Annotated in this window: 17 protein-coding genes and 1 riboswitch; all 17 genes read left to right on the top strand. The window is 43.4% G+C overall.

All coding sequences use genetic code 11. From position 1 onward, the window contains the following. The first annotated feature begins 7 nt into the window (after window positions 1-7). The 17 genes from sat to purH all read left to right on the top strand — a co-directional run bounded on the left by sat (window position 8) and on the right by purH (window position 15,909). Entirely contained in the window at window positions 8-1,156 is a 1,149-nt protein-coding gene (gene sat, locus BN1082_RS11530) for a sulfate adenylyltransferase (protein ID WP_090634414.1), read from the top strand. Window positions 1,157-1,168: 12 nt separating this feature from the next. Next, window positions 1,169-1,765 (top strand): adenylyl-sulfate kinase, encoded by a 597-nt coding sequence (gene cysC, locus BN1082_RS11525; protein ID WP_090634412.1) that lies wholly within the window; start codon window positions 1,169-1,171, stop codon window positions 1,763-1,765. A 120-nt stretch (window positions 1,766-1,885) separates the two neighbouring features. Then, a complete protein-coding gene (gene cobA, locus BN1082_RS11520; RefSeq protein WP_090634986.1) occupies window positions 1,886-2,662 on the top strand; it encodes a uroporphyrinogen-III C-methyltransferase in 777 nt (258 codons plus the stop codon). A gap of 22 nt (window positions 2,663-2,684) precedes the next feature. Then, entirely contained in the window at window positions 2,685-3,398 is a 714-nt protein-coding gene (locus BN1082_RS11515) for a sirohydrochlorin chelatase (RefSeq protein WP_090634409.1), read from the top strand. Window positions 3,399-3,570: 172 nt separating this feature from the next. Further along, on the top strand, window positions 3,571-3,774 hold the full coding sequence (locus tag BN1082_RS27450) for a hypothetical protein (RefSeq protein WP_245640394.1): 204 nt from the start codon (window positions 3,571-3,573) through the stop codon (window positions 3,772-3,774). Further along, entirely contained in the window at window positions 3,767-3,964 is a 198-nt protein-coding gene (locus BN1082_RS11505; RefSeq protein ID WP_090634405.1) for an NETI motif-containing protein, read from the top strand. Before BN1082_RS27450 ends, BN1082_RS11505 begins: the two co-directional genes overlap by 8 nt. A gap of 85 nt (window positions 3,965-4,049) precedes the next feature. Further along, window positions 4,050-4,151: riboswitch (purine riboswitch) on the top strand. 258 nt (window positions 4,152-4,409) lie between these two features. Then, on the top strand, window positions 4,410-4,898 hold the full coding sequence (purE, locus tag BN1082_RS11500; protein ID WP_090634403.1) for a 5-(carboxyamino)imidazole ribonucleotide mutase: 489 nt from the start codon (window positions 4,410-4,412) through the stop codon (window positions 4,896-4,898). Next, the gene (gene purK / locus BN1082_RS11495; RefSeq protein ID WP_090634401.1) at window positions 4,891-6,039 is read left to right on the top strand and encodes a 5-(carboxyamino)imidazole ribonucleotide synthase; all 1,149 of its coding nucleotides are present in this window, start codon (window positions 4,891-4,893) and stop codon (window positions 6,037-6,039) included. The genes purE and purK overlap by 8 nt, the downstream gene beginning before the upstream one ends. 3 nt (window positions 6,040-6,042) lie before the next feature. Then, the gene (gene purB / locus BN1082_RS11490; RefSeq protein WP_090634399.1) at window positions 6,043-7,341 is read left to right on the top strand and encodes an adenylosuccinate lyase; all 1,299 of its coding nucleotides are present in this window, start codon (window positions 6,043-6,045) and stop codon (window positions 7,339-7,341) included. A 205-nt stretch (window positions 7,342-7,546) separates the two neighbouring features. Further along, window positions 7,547-8,260, top strand: a complete 714-nt coding sequence (purC, locus tag BN1082_RS11485; protein WP_090634396.1) for a phosphoribosylaminoimidazolesuccinocarboxamide synthase — start codon at window positions 7,547-7,549, stop codon at window positions 8,258-8,260. After that, a complete protein-coding gene (gene purS, locus BN1082_RS11480) occupies window positions 8,253-8,507 on the top strand; it encodes a phosphoribosylformylglycinamidine synthase subunit PurS (protein ID WP_090634394.1) in 255 nt (84 codons plus the stop codon). The genes purC and purS overlap by 8 nt, the downstream gene beginning before the upstream one ends. Continuing rightward, window positions 8,504-9,187, top strand: coding sequence for a phosphoribosylformylglycinamidine synthase subunit PurQ (purQ, locus tag BN1082_RS11475; protein ID WP_090634392.1), 684 nt, complete (start codon window positions 8,504-8,506; stop codon window positions 9,185-9,187). The genes purS and purQ overlap by 4 nt, the downstream gene beginning before the upstream one ends. Beyond that, window positions 9,171-11,387, top strand: coding sequence for a phosphoribosylformylglycinamidine synthase subunit PurL (gene purL / locus BN1082_RS11470; protein WP_090634390.1), 2,217 nt, complete (start codon window positions 9,171-9,173; stop codon window positions 11,385-11,387). The genes purQ and purL overlap by 17 nt, the downstream gene beginning before the upstream one ends. After that, window positions 11,363-12,757, top strand: coding sequence for an amidophosphoribosyltransferase (gene purF, locus BN1082_RS11465; protein WP_090634388.1), 1,395 nt, complete (start codon window positions 11,363-11,365; stop codon window positions 12,755-12,757). Before purL ends, purF begins: the two co-directional genes overlap by 25 nt. A gap of 11 nt (window positions 12,758-12,768) precedes the next feature. Next, window positions 12,769-13,797 carry a phosphoribosylformylglycinamidine cyclo-ligase gene (purM, locus tag BN1082_RS11460; RefSeq protein ID WP_090634385.1) on the top strand — a complete coding sequence of 343 codons (1,029 nt, stop codon included), beginning with the start codon at window positions 12,769-12,771 and terminating at the stop codon, window positions 13,795-13,797. Next, a complete protein-coding gene (purN, locus tag BN1082_RS11455) occupies window positions 13,794-14,408 on the top strand; it encodes a phosphoribosylglycinamide formyltransferase (protein ID WP_090634383.1) in 615 nt (204 codons plus the stop codon). The genes purM and purN overlap by 4 nt, the downstream gene beginning before the upstream one ends. Further along, window positions 14,371-15,909, top strand: coding sequence for a bifunctional phosphoribosylaminoimidazolecarboxamide formyltransferase/IMP cyclohydrolase (gene purH, locus BN1082_RS11450; RefSeq protein ID WP_090634380.1), 1,539 nt, complete (start codon window positions 14,371-14,373; stop codon window positions 15,907-15,909). The genes purN and purH overlap by 38 nt, the downstream gene beginning before the upstream one ends. The last annotated feature ends 6 nt before the right edge of the window (window positions 15,910-15,915 follow it).

Below are 15,915 nucleotides of genomic sequence, written 5' to 3'. Positions count from 1 at the left end.
ATTGTTCATGTCATTTTTACCAAAACCTCATGGTGGAAAACTTATTCAAGCAATTGATCCGAACTATGATTTTTCAAATATCGAAAAAGAAATTAAAATCGATGCGATTGCCTTAAGCGACCTTGAATTAATCGGCGTCGGATTGTTCAGTCCGTTAACCGGATTTCTTGGGAAAAACGACTACGAATCAGTGGTTGAAAGGATGCGTCTTGCCAATAATACCATCTGGTCCATCCCGGTTACGCTACCTGTTTCATATGAGACAGCGGAACAGCTTATCGTGGGAGAACAATTCAAACTCGTATTTAATAATGAAGTATATGGGGTAATCATAGTTTCTGAATGGTATCAACCAGATTTAACAAAAGAAGCCCTACATGTATATAAAACAGATGAACTTACTCATCCCGGTGTGAAGCGTCTGTTTGAAAGAGGACCGGTATATGTTGCTGGGGAAGTGGTGCTAGTAAAACGGCCGGAAAAAGGAGTTTTTGGGGATGTGTGGTTTGAACCGAAAGAGACGAGAGCCTTATTTGAAGCAAAGGGCTGGAAAACGGTCGTAGGTTTTCAGACACGGAATCCAATCCACCGGGCCCATGAGTATATTCAAAAGGCAGCGCTGGAAACGGTTGATGGCTTGTTCGTTAATCCTCTTGTCGGGGAAACAAAGTCAGATGATATCCCGGCAGATGTCCGCCTCGAAAGTTATCGTGTCTTGCTTGAAAAATATTATCCAAAAGAGCGTGTTCAACTGGGCGTTTATCCGGCAGCGATGCGCTATGCCGGACCGAGGGAAGCGATTTTCCATGCAATCGCCCGGAAAAACTTTGGCTGCACTCATTTTATCGTAGGGCGCGATCATGCCGGTGTTGGTAATTATTATGGTACCTATGATGCCCAGTATATTTTTGGCGAATTTACCGAAGAGGAACTTGGGATTAAGCCCTTATTTTTCGAACATAGCTTTTATTGCACGAAATGCGATGGCATGGCCTCTGATAAAACATGTCCGCATGGCAAGGAAGATCGGATCATTCTTTCAGGAACAAAAGTCCGTGAGATGCTGAGAAGCGGTACCCTCCCGCCATCAACCTTCAGCAGGAAGGAAGTTGTCCAGGTATTAATTGAAGGTTTAAAAAATAGAGTGACAGTGTAAGGGGGAACGAAAGTGACACAAACGAATATCACATGGCATGAAACAACTATTACAAAACATGACCGCTGTGTTCAGAATGGCCACAGAAGCTGTGTATTATGGTTTACCGGTCTTTCGGGATCGGGAAAATCAACGATTGCGAACGCAGTATCAAACGAGCTTTATCGTCAGGGAATCAGCGAATATGTTCTTGACGGTGACAACATCCGCCACGGTTTAAATAAAGATTTAGGTTTTTCTGAACACGACAGGACTGAAAATATCCGGCGGATTGGGGAAGTCGCGAAGTTGTTTGTCGATAGCGGCAAGGTGGTAACCACCGCATTTATCTCTCCATTCCACTCAGACCGTGAGCAGGTACGCAGCCTGTTTGCGAAAGGCGAATTCATTGAGGTTTTTGTTGACTGCCCAATCGAGGAATGTGAGCGGCGCGATCCAAAACAGCTTTACGCCAAGGCGCGACGTGGTGAAATTAGAGATTTTACCGGGATTGATTCTCCATACGAAGCTCCAGAACATCCTGAAATCACCGTCCGCTCGGATTTAATATCGATTGAAGAAGCAGTGGTGAAAGTTTTGGACTACCTACGAGAGAAAAATATTTTTTAAAAAATGGCTGTGTGAAAGGACATTGTTGATTTTTGAAACTATGTTGATTGGAGCGGAAAGCGAAGCGCCTGAAGCGCAAATCAACAGGCTAGTTTAACAGAGGAGAGGATTGTGAGTTCCATGGTTGGCAAAGTTTATTTAGTCGGTGCAGGTCCTGGAGACCCAGATTTAATTACCGTTAAAGGCATGCGCTGTCTCCAACAGGCTGATGTGATTTTATATGATCGATTAGTTAATCCGGAACTTCTTCAGCATGCAAAAGAAGGAGCACAACTGGTATATTGCGGCAAGCTTCCGCATTACCATACGATGAAGCAAGAAACAATCAATCACTTTCTTGTGAAATATGCCAAAAAAGGCTATACGGTTGTCCGCCTAAAAGGAGGAGATCCCTTCGTTTTTGGCCGAGGTGGAGAAGAAGCGGAAGAATGTGCTAAGAATCATGTCCCCTTTGAAATAGTTCCAGGTATAACCGCTGGGATTGCTGCTTCCGCCTATGCGGGTATACCGGTAACCCACCGGAATATAAGTAAAAGCTTTGCGTTAATTACAGGTCATCAAGCGGGGGATGTTGAAGCGGAACACCAATGGTCACATTTAGCGAAAGCGGTCGATACGATTTGTGTCTATATGGGAGTTTCTCATCTTCCTTCTATTATTAAACATCTTATTCAGCACGGGAAATCACCAAAAACTCCCATCGCTCTTGTGCATTGGGGGACATTAAGTGAGCAAAGAACGGTTGTGGGTACCCTTGAGACAATTGAAGAAATTGTAGAAAAAGCAAAAATTGCCAACCCGAGTATGATAGTGATTGGTGAAGTTGTTAATCTGCATCATCGGTTGAATTGGTTTGAGAAAGAAATCATTCCGCAATTACCGGTTGTTCAAGGTTAAGCAGAAAAGGAGATGAAGATAAATGAAAGCGATTCTTTACATTGGTCATGGAACAAGATCGAAAAAGGGCGCTGAAGAGGCAAAATCCTTCCTGCAAAAGGTAATGAGTCGAGTGAATGTTCCAATTCAGGAAATCAGTTTCCTTGAGTTGACAGAGCCCTCGATAGATGAAGGATTCGGGAGATGTGTAGAAAGGGGGGCAACGGAGATTACCGTTGTCCCTATTTTCCTTTTAGCCGCTGGTCATATTAAGAATGATATACCAGAGGCTCTTTTTTCTTTACGCAGACGTTTTCCCAATGTCCAGATAAATGTAAGGAATCCACTTGGAGTCCAGGAGCGTATTCTTGATGCCATTTCTGAACTTGTCCGCGAAGCAGCGGGTGTCATGACTTTAGAGGACTCAATCTTAATTGTCGGCAGGGGTAGCAGTGATGCAAGTATCCACGCCTCGTTCAATGAGATTGCAAATGGAGTTCAAAAACGGCTTAATGTGGACCATGTTTCGGTTTGTTATTTGGCAGCAGCTGAACCAAGGTTGCAGGAAGGTGTTGAGACGATTTTAAAAATTACTGTAGGGAGGGTAATCGTGATTCCCTATTTGTTATTTTCTGGTCTTTTATTAACTGAAGTTGATCATATGGTGCGAAAAAGGGAAAATCAGGGATATCAAATTCTTCATACTGGGCCGCTGAGCAGGCACAAGGAGATTGAGGATATCTTTGTCGACTATTAGCTTTCAAACTACTGTCACCCTTCAGCTATGTTATTATTTAAAAGTCGCACAAAAACATATCAATCTAAAAGTAAATGGGTAATAATTTTTAGTTGATAAATTTATAGAACTAAGGTAAATAATGTTTGTTTTAAAAGAAAACCTAACAAATAGTATAGAAAAATAAAGGCTGTTGTTGATTTTTGAAACTATGATGATTGGAGCGGAAGGCGCGAGACTCCTGCGGGAGTACGGGGCAGGGGAGACCCCACAGGCGCTTAAGCGCCGAGGAGGCTCCCCGGAACGCCCGCGGAAAGCGAAGCGCCTGGAGCGCAAATCAACAGGCAAGTTTAACATAGCCAAAATAAAAGAAAGGAAAAACGGCAAATATGAATAAGAGGAAAATGCAGTTTGAAGTTCAGGAAAATGAAAGCATTGAACAGTGTTTACAAAGAATGAAACAACTAGGGTATGAACCTGTAAAGCGGATTGAAAAACCAATTTTTCAAGAGATAAAAAGAGGCAGTGAAACTATTTATGAACCGATTGGCCGCCAAATTGTCTTTGAAGGTAAGATAAACCAGTAAAATACGAACATTATAGTGCTATTGAAAAATAATGTTCGACAAATTTGTTGACACCCATGTAATGGCTTGATAAGATAAGGTTAGTTAATAAATGATGTTTCACCCTCGTATATCAATGGGAATATGGCCCATAAGTTTCTACCCAATGACCGTAAATTTTTGGACTATGAGGGAAAGTCAATATGTTCGGTAACAATAGTAGGGGCATTACCCTTACTTTGTGTTGGCCTAAATATTTTCACCCGGACAAATGGCTTTCTCTTTTGGAGAAGCCATTTGATCCGGGTATTTTTATTGTGCAGGGTTTGTTTCCGCGAGTTTGAGAAATTTACTCTTAAAATAGAAGGATTTACCCGTGACTTTTGACAATTACCGATAAATTTTTAATAATTACCCGTGGAGGTTGGCAAGATACCCGCACGTTTTATGAAAAAGGGGGATAAAGATGGAGAATCTGGTTGGAGTGATTATGGGGAGCAAGTCTGATTGGGAAACGATGAAGCATGCATGTGATGTTTTAGATCAATTTGAAATTGCTTATGAAAAAAAGGTTGTTTCAGCCCACCGCACACCCGATTTCATGTTTACATATGCGGAAAAAGCTAAAGAAAAAGGATTAAAAGTGATTATTGCCGGTGCGGGTGGAGCAGCCCATCTTCCTGGGATGGTTGCAGCGAAAACCATTCTGCCGGTAATCGGTGTTCCTGTCCAATCTCAAGCTTTAAATGGTTTAGACTCACTATTATCAATTGTGCAAATGCCGGGCGGAGTACCCGTTGCGACGGTTGCGATTGGAAAAGCTGGCGCTGTGAATGCAGGTCTGTTAGCAGCACAAATTTTAGCAACAGAAGACGTTGAATTAGCAGAAAAGCTAGCAGCAAGAAGAGATCGCATCAGGGATGAGGTCCTAGAAAGTAGTGATACACTTGAATAACAAGACGATTTTACCAGGGGCAACCATTGGCATTATTGGCGGCGGACAGTTGGGGAGAATGATGGCGCTAGCGGCCAAGGCTCAAGGATTTCGAATTGCTGTTCTCGAACCAATAGCAGATTCTCCTTGTGGGCAAGTGGCTGATGTTGAAATCATTGGTGCGTACAATGACCGAGAGGCCATCAGCAAATTAGCTGAAATCAGTGATGTTATTACCTATGAATTTGAAAACATTGATGCTGAAACGTTAAGATGGATATGTGAACGGGCCTATGTACCCCAGGGGCAAGAGCTTTTAACGATTACTCAAGACCGAATCTTAGAAAAAAAAGCGATCCAACATGCAGGAGTTAAGGTAGCACCCTATGAAGTGATCAATAATATAGAAGAATTATTTTTAAAAAGCGGAATGATTGGCTATCCTGCTGTTCTTAAGACAGCAAGAGGTGGCTACGACGGCAAAGGCCAGCAGGTGATAAAGAGTGAGCAGGACCTAGTCAAGGGTGAGGCACTCCTTCATCATGGTGTATGTGTGTTGGAAAAATGGATTCCATTTGAAAAAGAAATATCCGTCATTGTGACGCGAAAGCTTGATGGGGAAACAGCTATTTTTCCGGTGGCGGAAAATGTTCACGAAGAAAATATTTTGCATCAAACGATTGTCCCAGCAAGAATTTCACTAGCAACAAAGGAAAAGGCCATCCACAAAGCAAAACAGATTGCCGATTCGTTACATGTAGTCGGGACACTGGCAGTTGAAATGTTTGTAACGAAGGATGGAGCTATTTTTATCAATGAATTGGCCCCAAGGCCGCATAATTCAGGCCACTTTTCGATTGAAGCTTGCCTGACATCGCAGTTTGAACAGCATATTCGGGCCATCTGTAATTGGCCGCTCGGAAGCACTCAGTTAATAAAACCGGTTGTCATGGTCAACCTATTAGGAGAGCACCTCGAAAACTTATATGCTGAAATACCAACATTGCAGGACTGGAAGGTTCATTTATATGGAAAGAAAGAACCAAAACTAAAACGGAAAATGGGTCATGTTACGATTTTAAGAGATGATGTGGAAGAGGTTCTACATGAACTCACCAAAAGCAGCATTTGGAAGACAGTGAAGGAAAAGATCGGAGGATAAAAGATGATTGATCGTTATACAAGACCAGAAATGGGAGCCATTTGGACGGAGGAGAACCGTTTTAAGGCTTGGCTAGAGGTAGAAATTCTTGCTTGTGAAGCATGGGCAGAATTAGGTGATATACCGAAAGAGGATGTTATTAAGCTTCGTGAAAATGCATCCTTTAATATTGACAGGATTAAAGAAATTGAAGAGGAAACAAGGCATGATGTTGTGGCATTTACCCGCGCAGTTTCGGAAACATTAGGTGAGGAGCGAAAATGGGTCCATTATGGCTTAACTTCAACGGATGTTGTTGATACGGCACTATCCTATGTTCTCAAGCAGGCCAATGCCATTTTACTAAAAGACATCGAAAACTTTGTTGAAATTTTAAAGAACAAAGCAATTGAGCATAAATATACCGTGATGATGGGCCGGACACATGGTGTTCATGCAGAACCGACTACCTTTGGATTAAAGCTAGCCCTTTGGTATGAGGAAATGAAACGGAATCTTGAAAGGTTTAAACAGGCTGCACAAGGGGTAGAGTTTGGTAAAATTTCCGGAGCTGTTGGAACATATGCCAACATTGATCCGTTTGTTGAAAAATATGTTTGTGAAAAATTAGGTCTTCAAAGCGCACCGATTTCAACGCAGACGTTGCAGCGCGACCGCCATGCTCACTATATGTCTACACTTGCTTTAGTGGCAACTTCGATTGAAAAATTTGCCGTGGAAGTTCGTGGCTTGCAAAAAAGCGAAACTCGAGAAGTGGAAGAATTTTTTGCAAAAGGGCAAAAGGGATCCTCTGCAATGCCGCATAAACGGAATCCAATTGGCTCAGAAAACATGACGGGAATGGCGCGGGTGATTCGCGGTTATATGATGACAGCCTATGAAAATGTGCCGCTTTGGCATGAACGCGATATTTCTCATTCTTCTGCGGAACGAATCATTTTGCCAGATGCGACCATTGCGTTGAATTATATGCTCAATCGCTTCGGAAACATTGTAAAAAATCTAACTGTCTATCCGGAGAATATGAAGCGAAACATGGATCGCACATTGGGATTGATTTATTCACAGCGCGTGTTGCTTGCGCTTATTGATAAGGGATTATCCCGCGAAGAAGCGTATGACACCGTCCAGCCGAAAGCGATGCAAGCGTGGGAAAACCAAGTACCATTCCGCGGTTTAATAGAAGCTGAAGAAAAAATAACCTCAAAACTATCACAGGAAGAAATAGCTGATTGTTTTGATTATAGCTACCATCTCCAACATGTAGATACGATTTTTGACCGATTAGGTTTGAACGGGTAAGGTTACGTTCACGAAACCGAGAAAAAGCGTGGAACCGTGAACGGAGAGCGGTTCTACGTTCACAAAAACAAGAAAAAAGCATTCAACCGGTCACGTAGAACCACTTTACGTGACCGCAAAACAGAAAATAGCAAGATATAGGGCACGAATCGTGGCCCTGTACCATCCTGAAGATTCCCAATATTAAAAATAGGAGTGGATCACAATGAGAGAACAGCTCTATGAAGGTAAGGCTAAGCGGATTTATCGGACAGACGATGAACATGTTGTTTTGGTTGAATACAAGGATTCCGCGACCGCTTTTAACGGAGAAAAAAAAGCGGAGATTACCGGTAAGGGACGTCTGAATAACGAGATTACCAGTTTGCTATTTTTAATGCTAAAAGAAAAAGGGATTGAGTCTCACTTTATTAAGCGTATTTCAGAAACTGAGCAGCTGGTAAAAAAAGTGAAGATTATTCCGCTTGAAGTGGTCGTTCGTAATGTAACTGCTGGCACTCTTGCAAAAAGATTAGGAATTGAAGAAGGCCGAGAGCTTTCGACACCAATTGTTGAGTTTTATTTTAAAAATGATGAACTTGGCGATCCGCTGTTCACGGTCGACCATATTCTTGAAATGAAGCTAGCGTCGTCTGAAGAATTAAATACTTTGCGTCAAAAGGGACTAGAAATTAATCAGGTATTAACGAGCTATTTTTCAGAACTTGGCATCCGCCTGATCGATTTTAAATTAGAGTTTGGAAAAGACGAAACCGGAGCGATTCTTCTTGCAGATGAAATTTCTCCTGACACCTGCCGCTTGTGGGACAGCGTGACAAATGAAAAGCTTGATAAGGATATATTCCGCCGTGATTTAGGTAGCTTAACCGAAGGCTATGAAACTATTTTGAAGAGACTTGGAGGACATCAAAATGTATAAAGTAAAGGTGTATGTCACTTTAAGAGAAAGCGTGCTAGACCCTCAAGGGAAAGCCGTTACCCATTCCTTACATGCTCTAAACTATACAGAAGTGACGGATGTTAGGATCGGAAAATATATGGAACTGACCATTGAAAAATCGGACCGGAATATAAATGAAATAGTGGAGGAAATGGCTGCAAAGCTGCTAACGAATCCAGTAATTGAAGACTACCGATATGAGGTAGAGGAGGTTGTTCCACAGTGAAATTTGCAGTCATTGTCTTTCCAGGATCGAACTGTGATGTAGATATGTTTCATGCCATTCAAGATGAACTTGGCGCAGAAGTAGAATATGTTTGGCATGATACTGAGAGCTTAGAAGGATTTGACGGAATTTTACTACCTGGTGGATTTTCGTATGGTGACTATTTACGCTCAGGTGCAATAGCCCGGTTCAGTAATGTCATGAAAGAAGTGGTAAAAGCAGCGGATGCTGGAAAGCCAGTTCTTGGTGTTTGCAATGGGTTCCAAATTCTCCTTGAGGCTGGGCTACTTCCAGGGGCGATGAGACGGAATGAAAGTCTATCATTTATTTGTAAGCCGGTAGAGTTGAAGGTTGAGAACAATCAAACGATGTTTACCGCTGAGTATGAGAAAGAAGAAGTCATTACGATTCCGATTGCCCATGGGGAAGGAAATTACTATTGCGATGAAGAAACCCTCGCAACATTAAAGAAAAACAATCAAATCGCCTTTACGTATCAGCAAAATCCTAACGGAAGCCTTGCTGATATTGCCGGTATCACCAATGAGAGAGGGAACGTCCTCGGTATGATGCCGCATCCTGAAAGAGCAGTCGATGCGCTTTTAGGCAGTGCAGACGGACTGAAATTGTTTCAAACCATCGTGAAGACTTGGAGGAATACACATGCTGTTATCGCTTGAACCAAATCCAAACCAAATTAAGGCGGAAAAATTGTATCAGCAAATGGGCTTGTCCGATGAAGAATTTATGATGGTTGAAGGCATCTTGGGACGCACACCTAACTATACGGAAACAGGCTTGTTTTCTGTTATGTGGTCGGAGCATTGCAGCTACAAGAACTCGAAGCCAGTTCTTAGAAAATTCCCAGTCAAAGGGGAAAGAGTTCTCCAGGGTCCTGGCGAGGGAGCGGGAATTGTTGATATCGGTGATGGTCAGGCAGTTGTTTTTAAAATCGAAAGCCATAATCATCCGTCAGCGATTGAACCTTATCAAGGAGCAGCAACAGGTGTCGGCGGCATAATCCGTGATGTTTTTTCGATGGGGGCAAGACCAATCGCTATCTTAAACTCACTTCGTTTCGGGGAGCTGGATGACGCCAGAGTCCGCTATTTATTTAAAGAAGTCGTAGCTGGGATTGCTGGTTATGGAAATTGCATCGGTATTCCAACTGTTGGCGGTGAAATACAATTTGATCCATGCTATGAAGGAAATCCGCTCGTTAATGCGATGTGCGTTGGTTTGATTGACCATAAGGACATTAAAAAGGGGCAGGCGCATGGTGCTGGCAATACGGTCATGTATGTTGGTGCGAAAACGGGACGCGATGGCATCCACGGTGCCACTTTTGCATCTGAAGAACTAACAGAGCAATCCGATGAAAAGCGTCCAGCCGTTCAGGTAGGCGATCCTTTTATGGAGAAGCTTTTATTAGAAGCATGCCTAGAGCTGATTCAATCTGATGCCCTTGTTGGTATTCAGGATATGGGAGCAGCAGGTCTTACCAGTTCCTCTGCCGAGATGGCGAGCAAAGCAGGAATGGGCATTGAAATGAACTTAGACCTCGTTCCACAGCGGGAAACAGGGATGACTGCTTATGAAATGATGCTGTCGGAATCACAAGAACGAATGCTCGTTGTTATTAAAAAAGGAAGAGAACAAGAAATCATTGATCTTTTAAAAAAATATGATTTAGAAGCTGTTGCCATCGGTACAGTTACTGATGATAAGAAGCTTCGTTTATTGCATAAAGGAGAAATCGTTGCAGAGGTGCCGGCTGATGCCCTTGCAGAGGATGCGCCGGTTTATCAAAAACCTTCACGCAAGCCTGAATATCTTCAAGAAACTCAAGCTGAAATCCCTCAAGTAGATGATTTGAAAGAAACTTTATTAAACATCTTACGTCAGCCAACGGTGGCTAGTAAAGAATGGGTTTATGAGCAATATGATTATGCGGTTCGTACGAATACTGTTGTTGCTCCAGGGTCAGATGCAGCTGTGCTCAGGATTCGCGGAACCCGAAAAGCGCTTGCCATGACAACAGATTGTAATTCTCGCTATGTGTATCTCGATCCGGAAACAGGTGGAAAAATTGCTGTAGCCGAAGCCGCCCGCAACCTCGTTTGCTCAGGCGCAGAGCCATTGGCGATTACCGATTGCTTGAATTTCGGAAGTCCGGAAAAACCGGAAGTATTCTGGCAGCTGGAAAAATCTTGCGAAGGTATGAGTGAAGCATGTCGGACGTTACAGACACCAGTCATTGGTGGAAACGTTTCCTTGTATAACGAAACAAGTGGAACAGCAGTTTACCCAACTCCAGTTGTGGGGATGGTTGGGCTTGTTGCTGATATTGACCATATTACGACGCAGAATTTTCAACAAAGCAGTGATTTGATTTATCTTATCGGTGAAACGAAGGCTGAATTTGGCGGCAGCGAGCTGCAGAAGCTTGTTAACGGCCAGATTTTTGGCAAAGCTCCAGAAGTAAACCTCGAAATAGAGAAAGAAAGACAGCAGCAAATTCTTGCAGCAATCCGTGCAGGCCTCGTGCAATCGGCCCACGATCTATCAGAAGGTGGATTAGCGGTAGCTTTAGCTGAATGCCTTTTCGCGAACAACCAACTGGGCGCTGAAGTGAAGCTGACTGGAAATCCGATTTCGGCATTATTTAGTGAATCACAATCACGTTTTCTTTTAACGGTTAAAAAAGAAAATCAACAAGAGTTTGAAAAGTTAGTAAGTGCTGAGTTGATTGGAGAAGTGAATGAATCAGCAGCATTGCGTGTTTTCATTGGAAATGAAACCATCCTTGAGTCTTCGGTGGAAGAACTAAAAGCTGCCTGGAAAGGGGCGATCCCATGCTTGCTGAAATTAAGGGATTAAATGAAGAGTGCGGAATTTTTGGAGTTTGGGGACATCCGGATGCATCTCAGCTCACCTATTACGGAATTCATAGCCTTCAGCATCGCGGCCAAGAGGGTACCGGAATGGTCGTGTCGGACGGTAAAACGCTAAAAGGTGTGAAAGGTGAAGGGCTTGTTGCTGAGATTTTTACAGCGGAAGTGATGAAGGAGTTAAGCGGTAATGCTGCGATTGGGCATGTACGTTATGCAACAGCAGGTGGCGGAGGCTATGAAAATGTCCAGCCACTCTTGTTCCACTCACAGACAGGGAGTCTTGCTCTTGCCCATAATGGAAATTTGGTTAATGCCACTTCATTAAAGCATCAGCTTGAAGCCCAAGGAAGTATTTTTCAAACGAGCTCAGATACTGAGGTATTAGCTCATTTAATGAAAAGAAGCGGTTTTACTGATTCAAAAGACCGCGCTAAAAATGCTCTTTCCATGCTAAAAGGTGCCTATGCCTATTTAATTTTAACAGAAACAGAATTAATGGTAGCGCTAGACCCGCATGGCCTAAGACCTCTTTCACTGGGCAGTCTTGGAGACGCCTATGTGGTTGCATCGGAAACCTGTGCCTTTGATGTAGTCGGAGCAGAATATATTCGCGACATTATGCCGGGAGAGCTACTCATCATTAACGACAAGGGGATATTTTCAGAGCAATTCGCCGTAAGCACAACAAAAGCCATTTGCATGATGGAATATATTTATTTTTCAAGACCTGACAGTAATATTCAGGGAGTTAATGTTCATACCGCTAGAAAAAATCTTGGTAAGAGATTGGCCATCGAAGCCCCAATTGAGGCTGATGTTGTCACAGGAGTTCCTGATTCAAGCATTTCTGCGGCAATCGGGTTTGCGGAAGCTTCGGGCATTCCTTATGAAATGGGCTTAATCAAAAACCGCTATGTCGGACGCACCTTTATTCAGCCTTCGCAATCGTTACGTGAGCAAGGGGTGAAAATGAAGCTGTCGCCGGTTCGTGGGGTGGTCGAAGGAAAGCGCGTGATTATGGTGGACGATTCGATTGTACGTGGGACGACAAGCAGACGAATTGTGACGATGTTAAAAGAGGCTGGAGCGACCGAAGTCCATGTCGTCATCAGCTCACCACCAATCAAAAATCCATGCTTCTATGGGATTGATACATCAACGACAGAAGAATTGATTGCTTCGGATAAATCAGTGGAAGAAATTCGGCAGCTGATTGGGGCGGATTCACTTACATTTTTAAGTCTTGAGGGCATGGTTGAAGCAATTGGTAAAAATGAGTTTTGCCTCGGATGTTTTACCGGCAATTACCCGACGGAAATCTATCCTGAAACACTCCAGTATTATTACCAAAAGTAGGGGGAAGAGACATGGCGAATGCATACAAAAATGCCGGCGTTGATATCGAAGCAGGCTATGAAGCAGTTGATAGAATGAAAAAGCATGTTCAAAAAACAGCCCGCATCGGTGTTCTCGGAGGTTTAGGTGGCTTCGGCGGGATGTTTGATCTATCAGCTTTGAATTTAAAAGAGCCAGTATTGGTGTCAGGCACCGATGGGGTAGGTACGAAACTGATGATGGCGTTCCAAATGGACCGCCACGATACGATTGGCATCGATGCGGTCGCGATGTGTGTTAATGATATCGTCGTTCAAGGGGCTGAACCACTTTATTTTCTTGATTATATTGCCTGTGGGAAAGCTGTTCCTGAAAAAATTGAGGCAATCGTTAAAGGGATTGCGGACGGCTGTGAGCAAGCAGGTTGTGCCTTAATCGGCGGAGAAACGGCAGAAATGCCTGGCATGTACGATGTGGAAGAATATGATTTGGCTGGTTTTTCAGTTGGCGCCTGTGAAAAATCGCAGTTAGTAACAGGGGAGTCAATCAAACCCGGCGATGTGCTGATTGGTCTCGCTTCGAGCGGCATCCACAGTAACGGATATTCGCTTGTCAGAAAAGTGTTTAAAAATTGGTATTTATCAGAGGTTGTCGATGAACTTGGCTGTACGTTAGGGGAGGAACTCCTCAAACCTACGAAAATTTATGTGAAGTCGATTTTGTCTGCTTTGAAAAAATTCCAGCTTAAAGGGATGGCCCATATTACGGGAGGCGGATTTATTGAGAACATCCCCCGCATGCTGCCAGACGGTCTCGGCGCGGAGCTTGATGAAACGAGTTGGGTCACTCCACCTGTGTTCTCGTTGATTTCAAAGGTAGGCCAAATTGATTATAAAGAGTTGTATACGATTTTTAACATGGGCATCGGCATGGTCATCGCTGTTGAAAAAGAAAAGGTAGAAGACATCTTGGCTCACTTCAAACAGTGCGGGGAAACTGCCTATGAAATCGGCGTTGTTACGGAACAGGAAGGTATCGTTATTAAAGGTGGTCAACAATGAAAAAGATAGCTGTGTTTGCTTCGGGAAGCGGGAGTAATTTTCAAGCTATTCTCGATTCGATTCAATCAGTAGGCCTAGATGCAAGTATTCAGCTACTTGTTTGTGACCAGCCTGGTGCCTTTGTCATCGAGCGGGCAAAATTATCCTCTATTCGTACCTTTGTTTTCACAGCAAAGGATTACCGCAGTAAGGAAGACTATGAAAAGGAAATTTCTTTGCAGTTAAAGGAGTGCGGGGTGGAATTAATTGTGCTCGCCGGCTATATGCGGCTCATCGGTCCAACGCTCTTAAAAGAATATGAGGGACGGATTATTAACATCCATCCTTCCTTACTACCGGACTTTCCGGGAAAGGATGCGATTGGTCAGGCCATCGCCGCGGAAGCGAAATGGAGCGGTGTGACCATCCATTATGTCGATGAAGGAATGGATACCGGCCCAATCATTGTCCAGGAGCGAGTTCGTTTAGAAGAAAACGAAACGAGAGAGAGCCTTCAAAGAAAGATTCAAACGATGGAACACAAGCTATACCCAGCGATTTTGCAAATGCTTTTGACAAAAGGAGACGGTACAAATGACGAAGAAACGTGCACTGATAAGTGTTTCCGATAAAACAGGGATATCTGAATTTGCAAGGGAGCTAGTACATCTCGGCTTTGAAATTGTCTCAACGGGCGGAACGAAAAAAACCCTTCAAGAGCAAGGAATACCCGTTGTCGGTGTCAGTGATGTCACCGGCTTCCCGGAAATTTTAGAAGGCAGGGTTAAAACATTAAATCCCTATATCCATGGTGGATTGCTCGCCAAACATGATGATGAAAACCATCAAAAGCAGTTAGAAGAGCACGGGATTCAGCCAATTCAGCTTGTTTGCGTCAATCTTTACCCGTTCCAGCAAACGATTGAAAAGCCAGATGTAACTGTAGCGGATGCAATTGAAAATATAGATATTGGCGGTCCGTCGATGCTGCGCGCTTCCGCTAAAAACCATCAATATCTTACCGTTGTGACCGATCCAGAAGATTATGAAACAGTCATTTCAGAACTGAAGAGTGAAGGGAAGACAAGTGCAGAAACAAGGAGAAAGCTTGCTGCCAAGGTCTTCCGTCATACTGCAGCATATGATGCTCTTATTGCTGAATACATGACCACTTTGGTGGGTGAAGAAACACCAGAAAAATTAACGGTTACATATGAATTAAAACAGCCGTTACGCTACGGGGAAAACCCACATCAACAAGCGGCATTTTATAAAAAACCGCTTGGATCAACGTTCTCGATTGCGAGTGCCATACAGCTTCATGGCAAAGAGCTTTCTTATAACAATATCAATGATGCAGATGCTGCGCTGCAAATTGTCAAAGAGTTTTCTGAGCCTGCAGCAGTAGCCGTAAAGCATATGAATCCATGCGGTATTGGAACTGGTAAAACAGGATTCGAAGCCTTTTCGAAGGCATTTGCGGCAGACCCAGTTTCGATTTTTGGCGGGATTATTGCTTTGAACCGAGAAGTCGATGGCGAAACAGCTCGTAAGCTTCACGAAATTTTCTTAGAAATTGTGATTGCACCTTCTTTCTCGGAAGAGGCTTTGTCAATTTTAACAGGGAAAAAGAATCTTCGTCTTTTGACAATTCCATTTGATGAAGTAAATAAACCAGAAATGAAGTTAACAACGATTGAAGGCGGATTGCTTGTTCAAGAACAAGACCGTTTCTCATTAGAAGATGCTGATATCACGATTCCAACTAAACGTAAGCCAACCGAAGCAGAGTGGGAGTCATTAAAGCTGGGCTGGAAGGTAGTCAAACATGTAAAATCCAATGCCATTGTCGTTTCCAGTCAGGACATGACGCTTGGAATCGGCGCAGGTCAGATGAATAGAGTCGGAGCAGCTGAAATTGCTTTGAAGCAAGCGGGTAAAAAAGCCCAAGGTGCAGGGCTCGCTTCCGATGCCTTTTTCCCAATGGATGATACTGTTGAAGCAGCAGCGAAGGCTGGGATTACCGCTATTATTCAGCCAGGTGGATCAATTCGCGACGCCGATTCAATCAAAAAGGCGGATGAATACGGTATTGCCATGGTGTTTACAGGAATTCGGCATTTTAAACATTAAGCGGAG

It is taken from the genome of Neobacillus massiliamazoniensis (assembly GCF_001048695.1).
Taxonomy (GTDB): Bacteria; Bacillota; Bacilli; order Bacillales; family Cytobacillaceae; genus Neobacillus; species Neobacillus massiliamazoniensis.
This window is presented reverse-complemented; position numbering and strand designations above follow the sequence as displayed.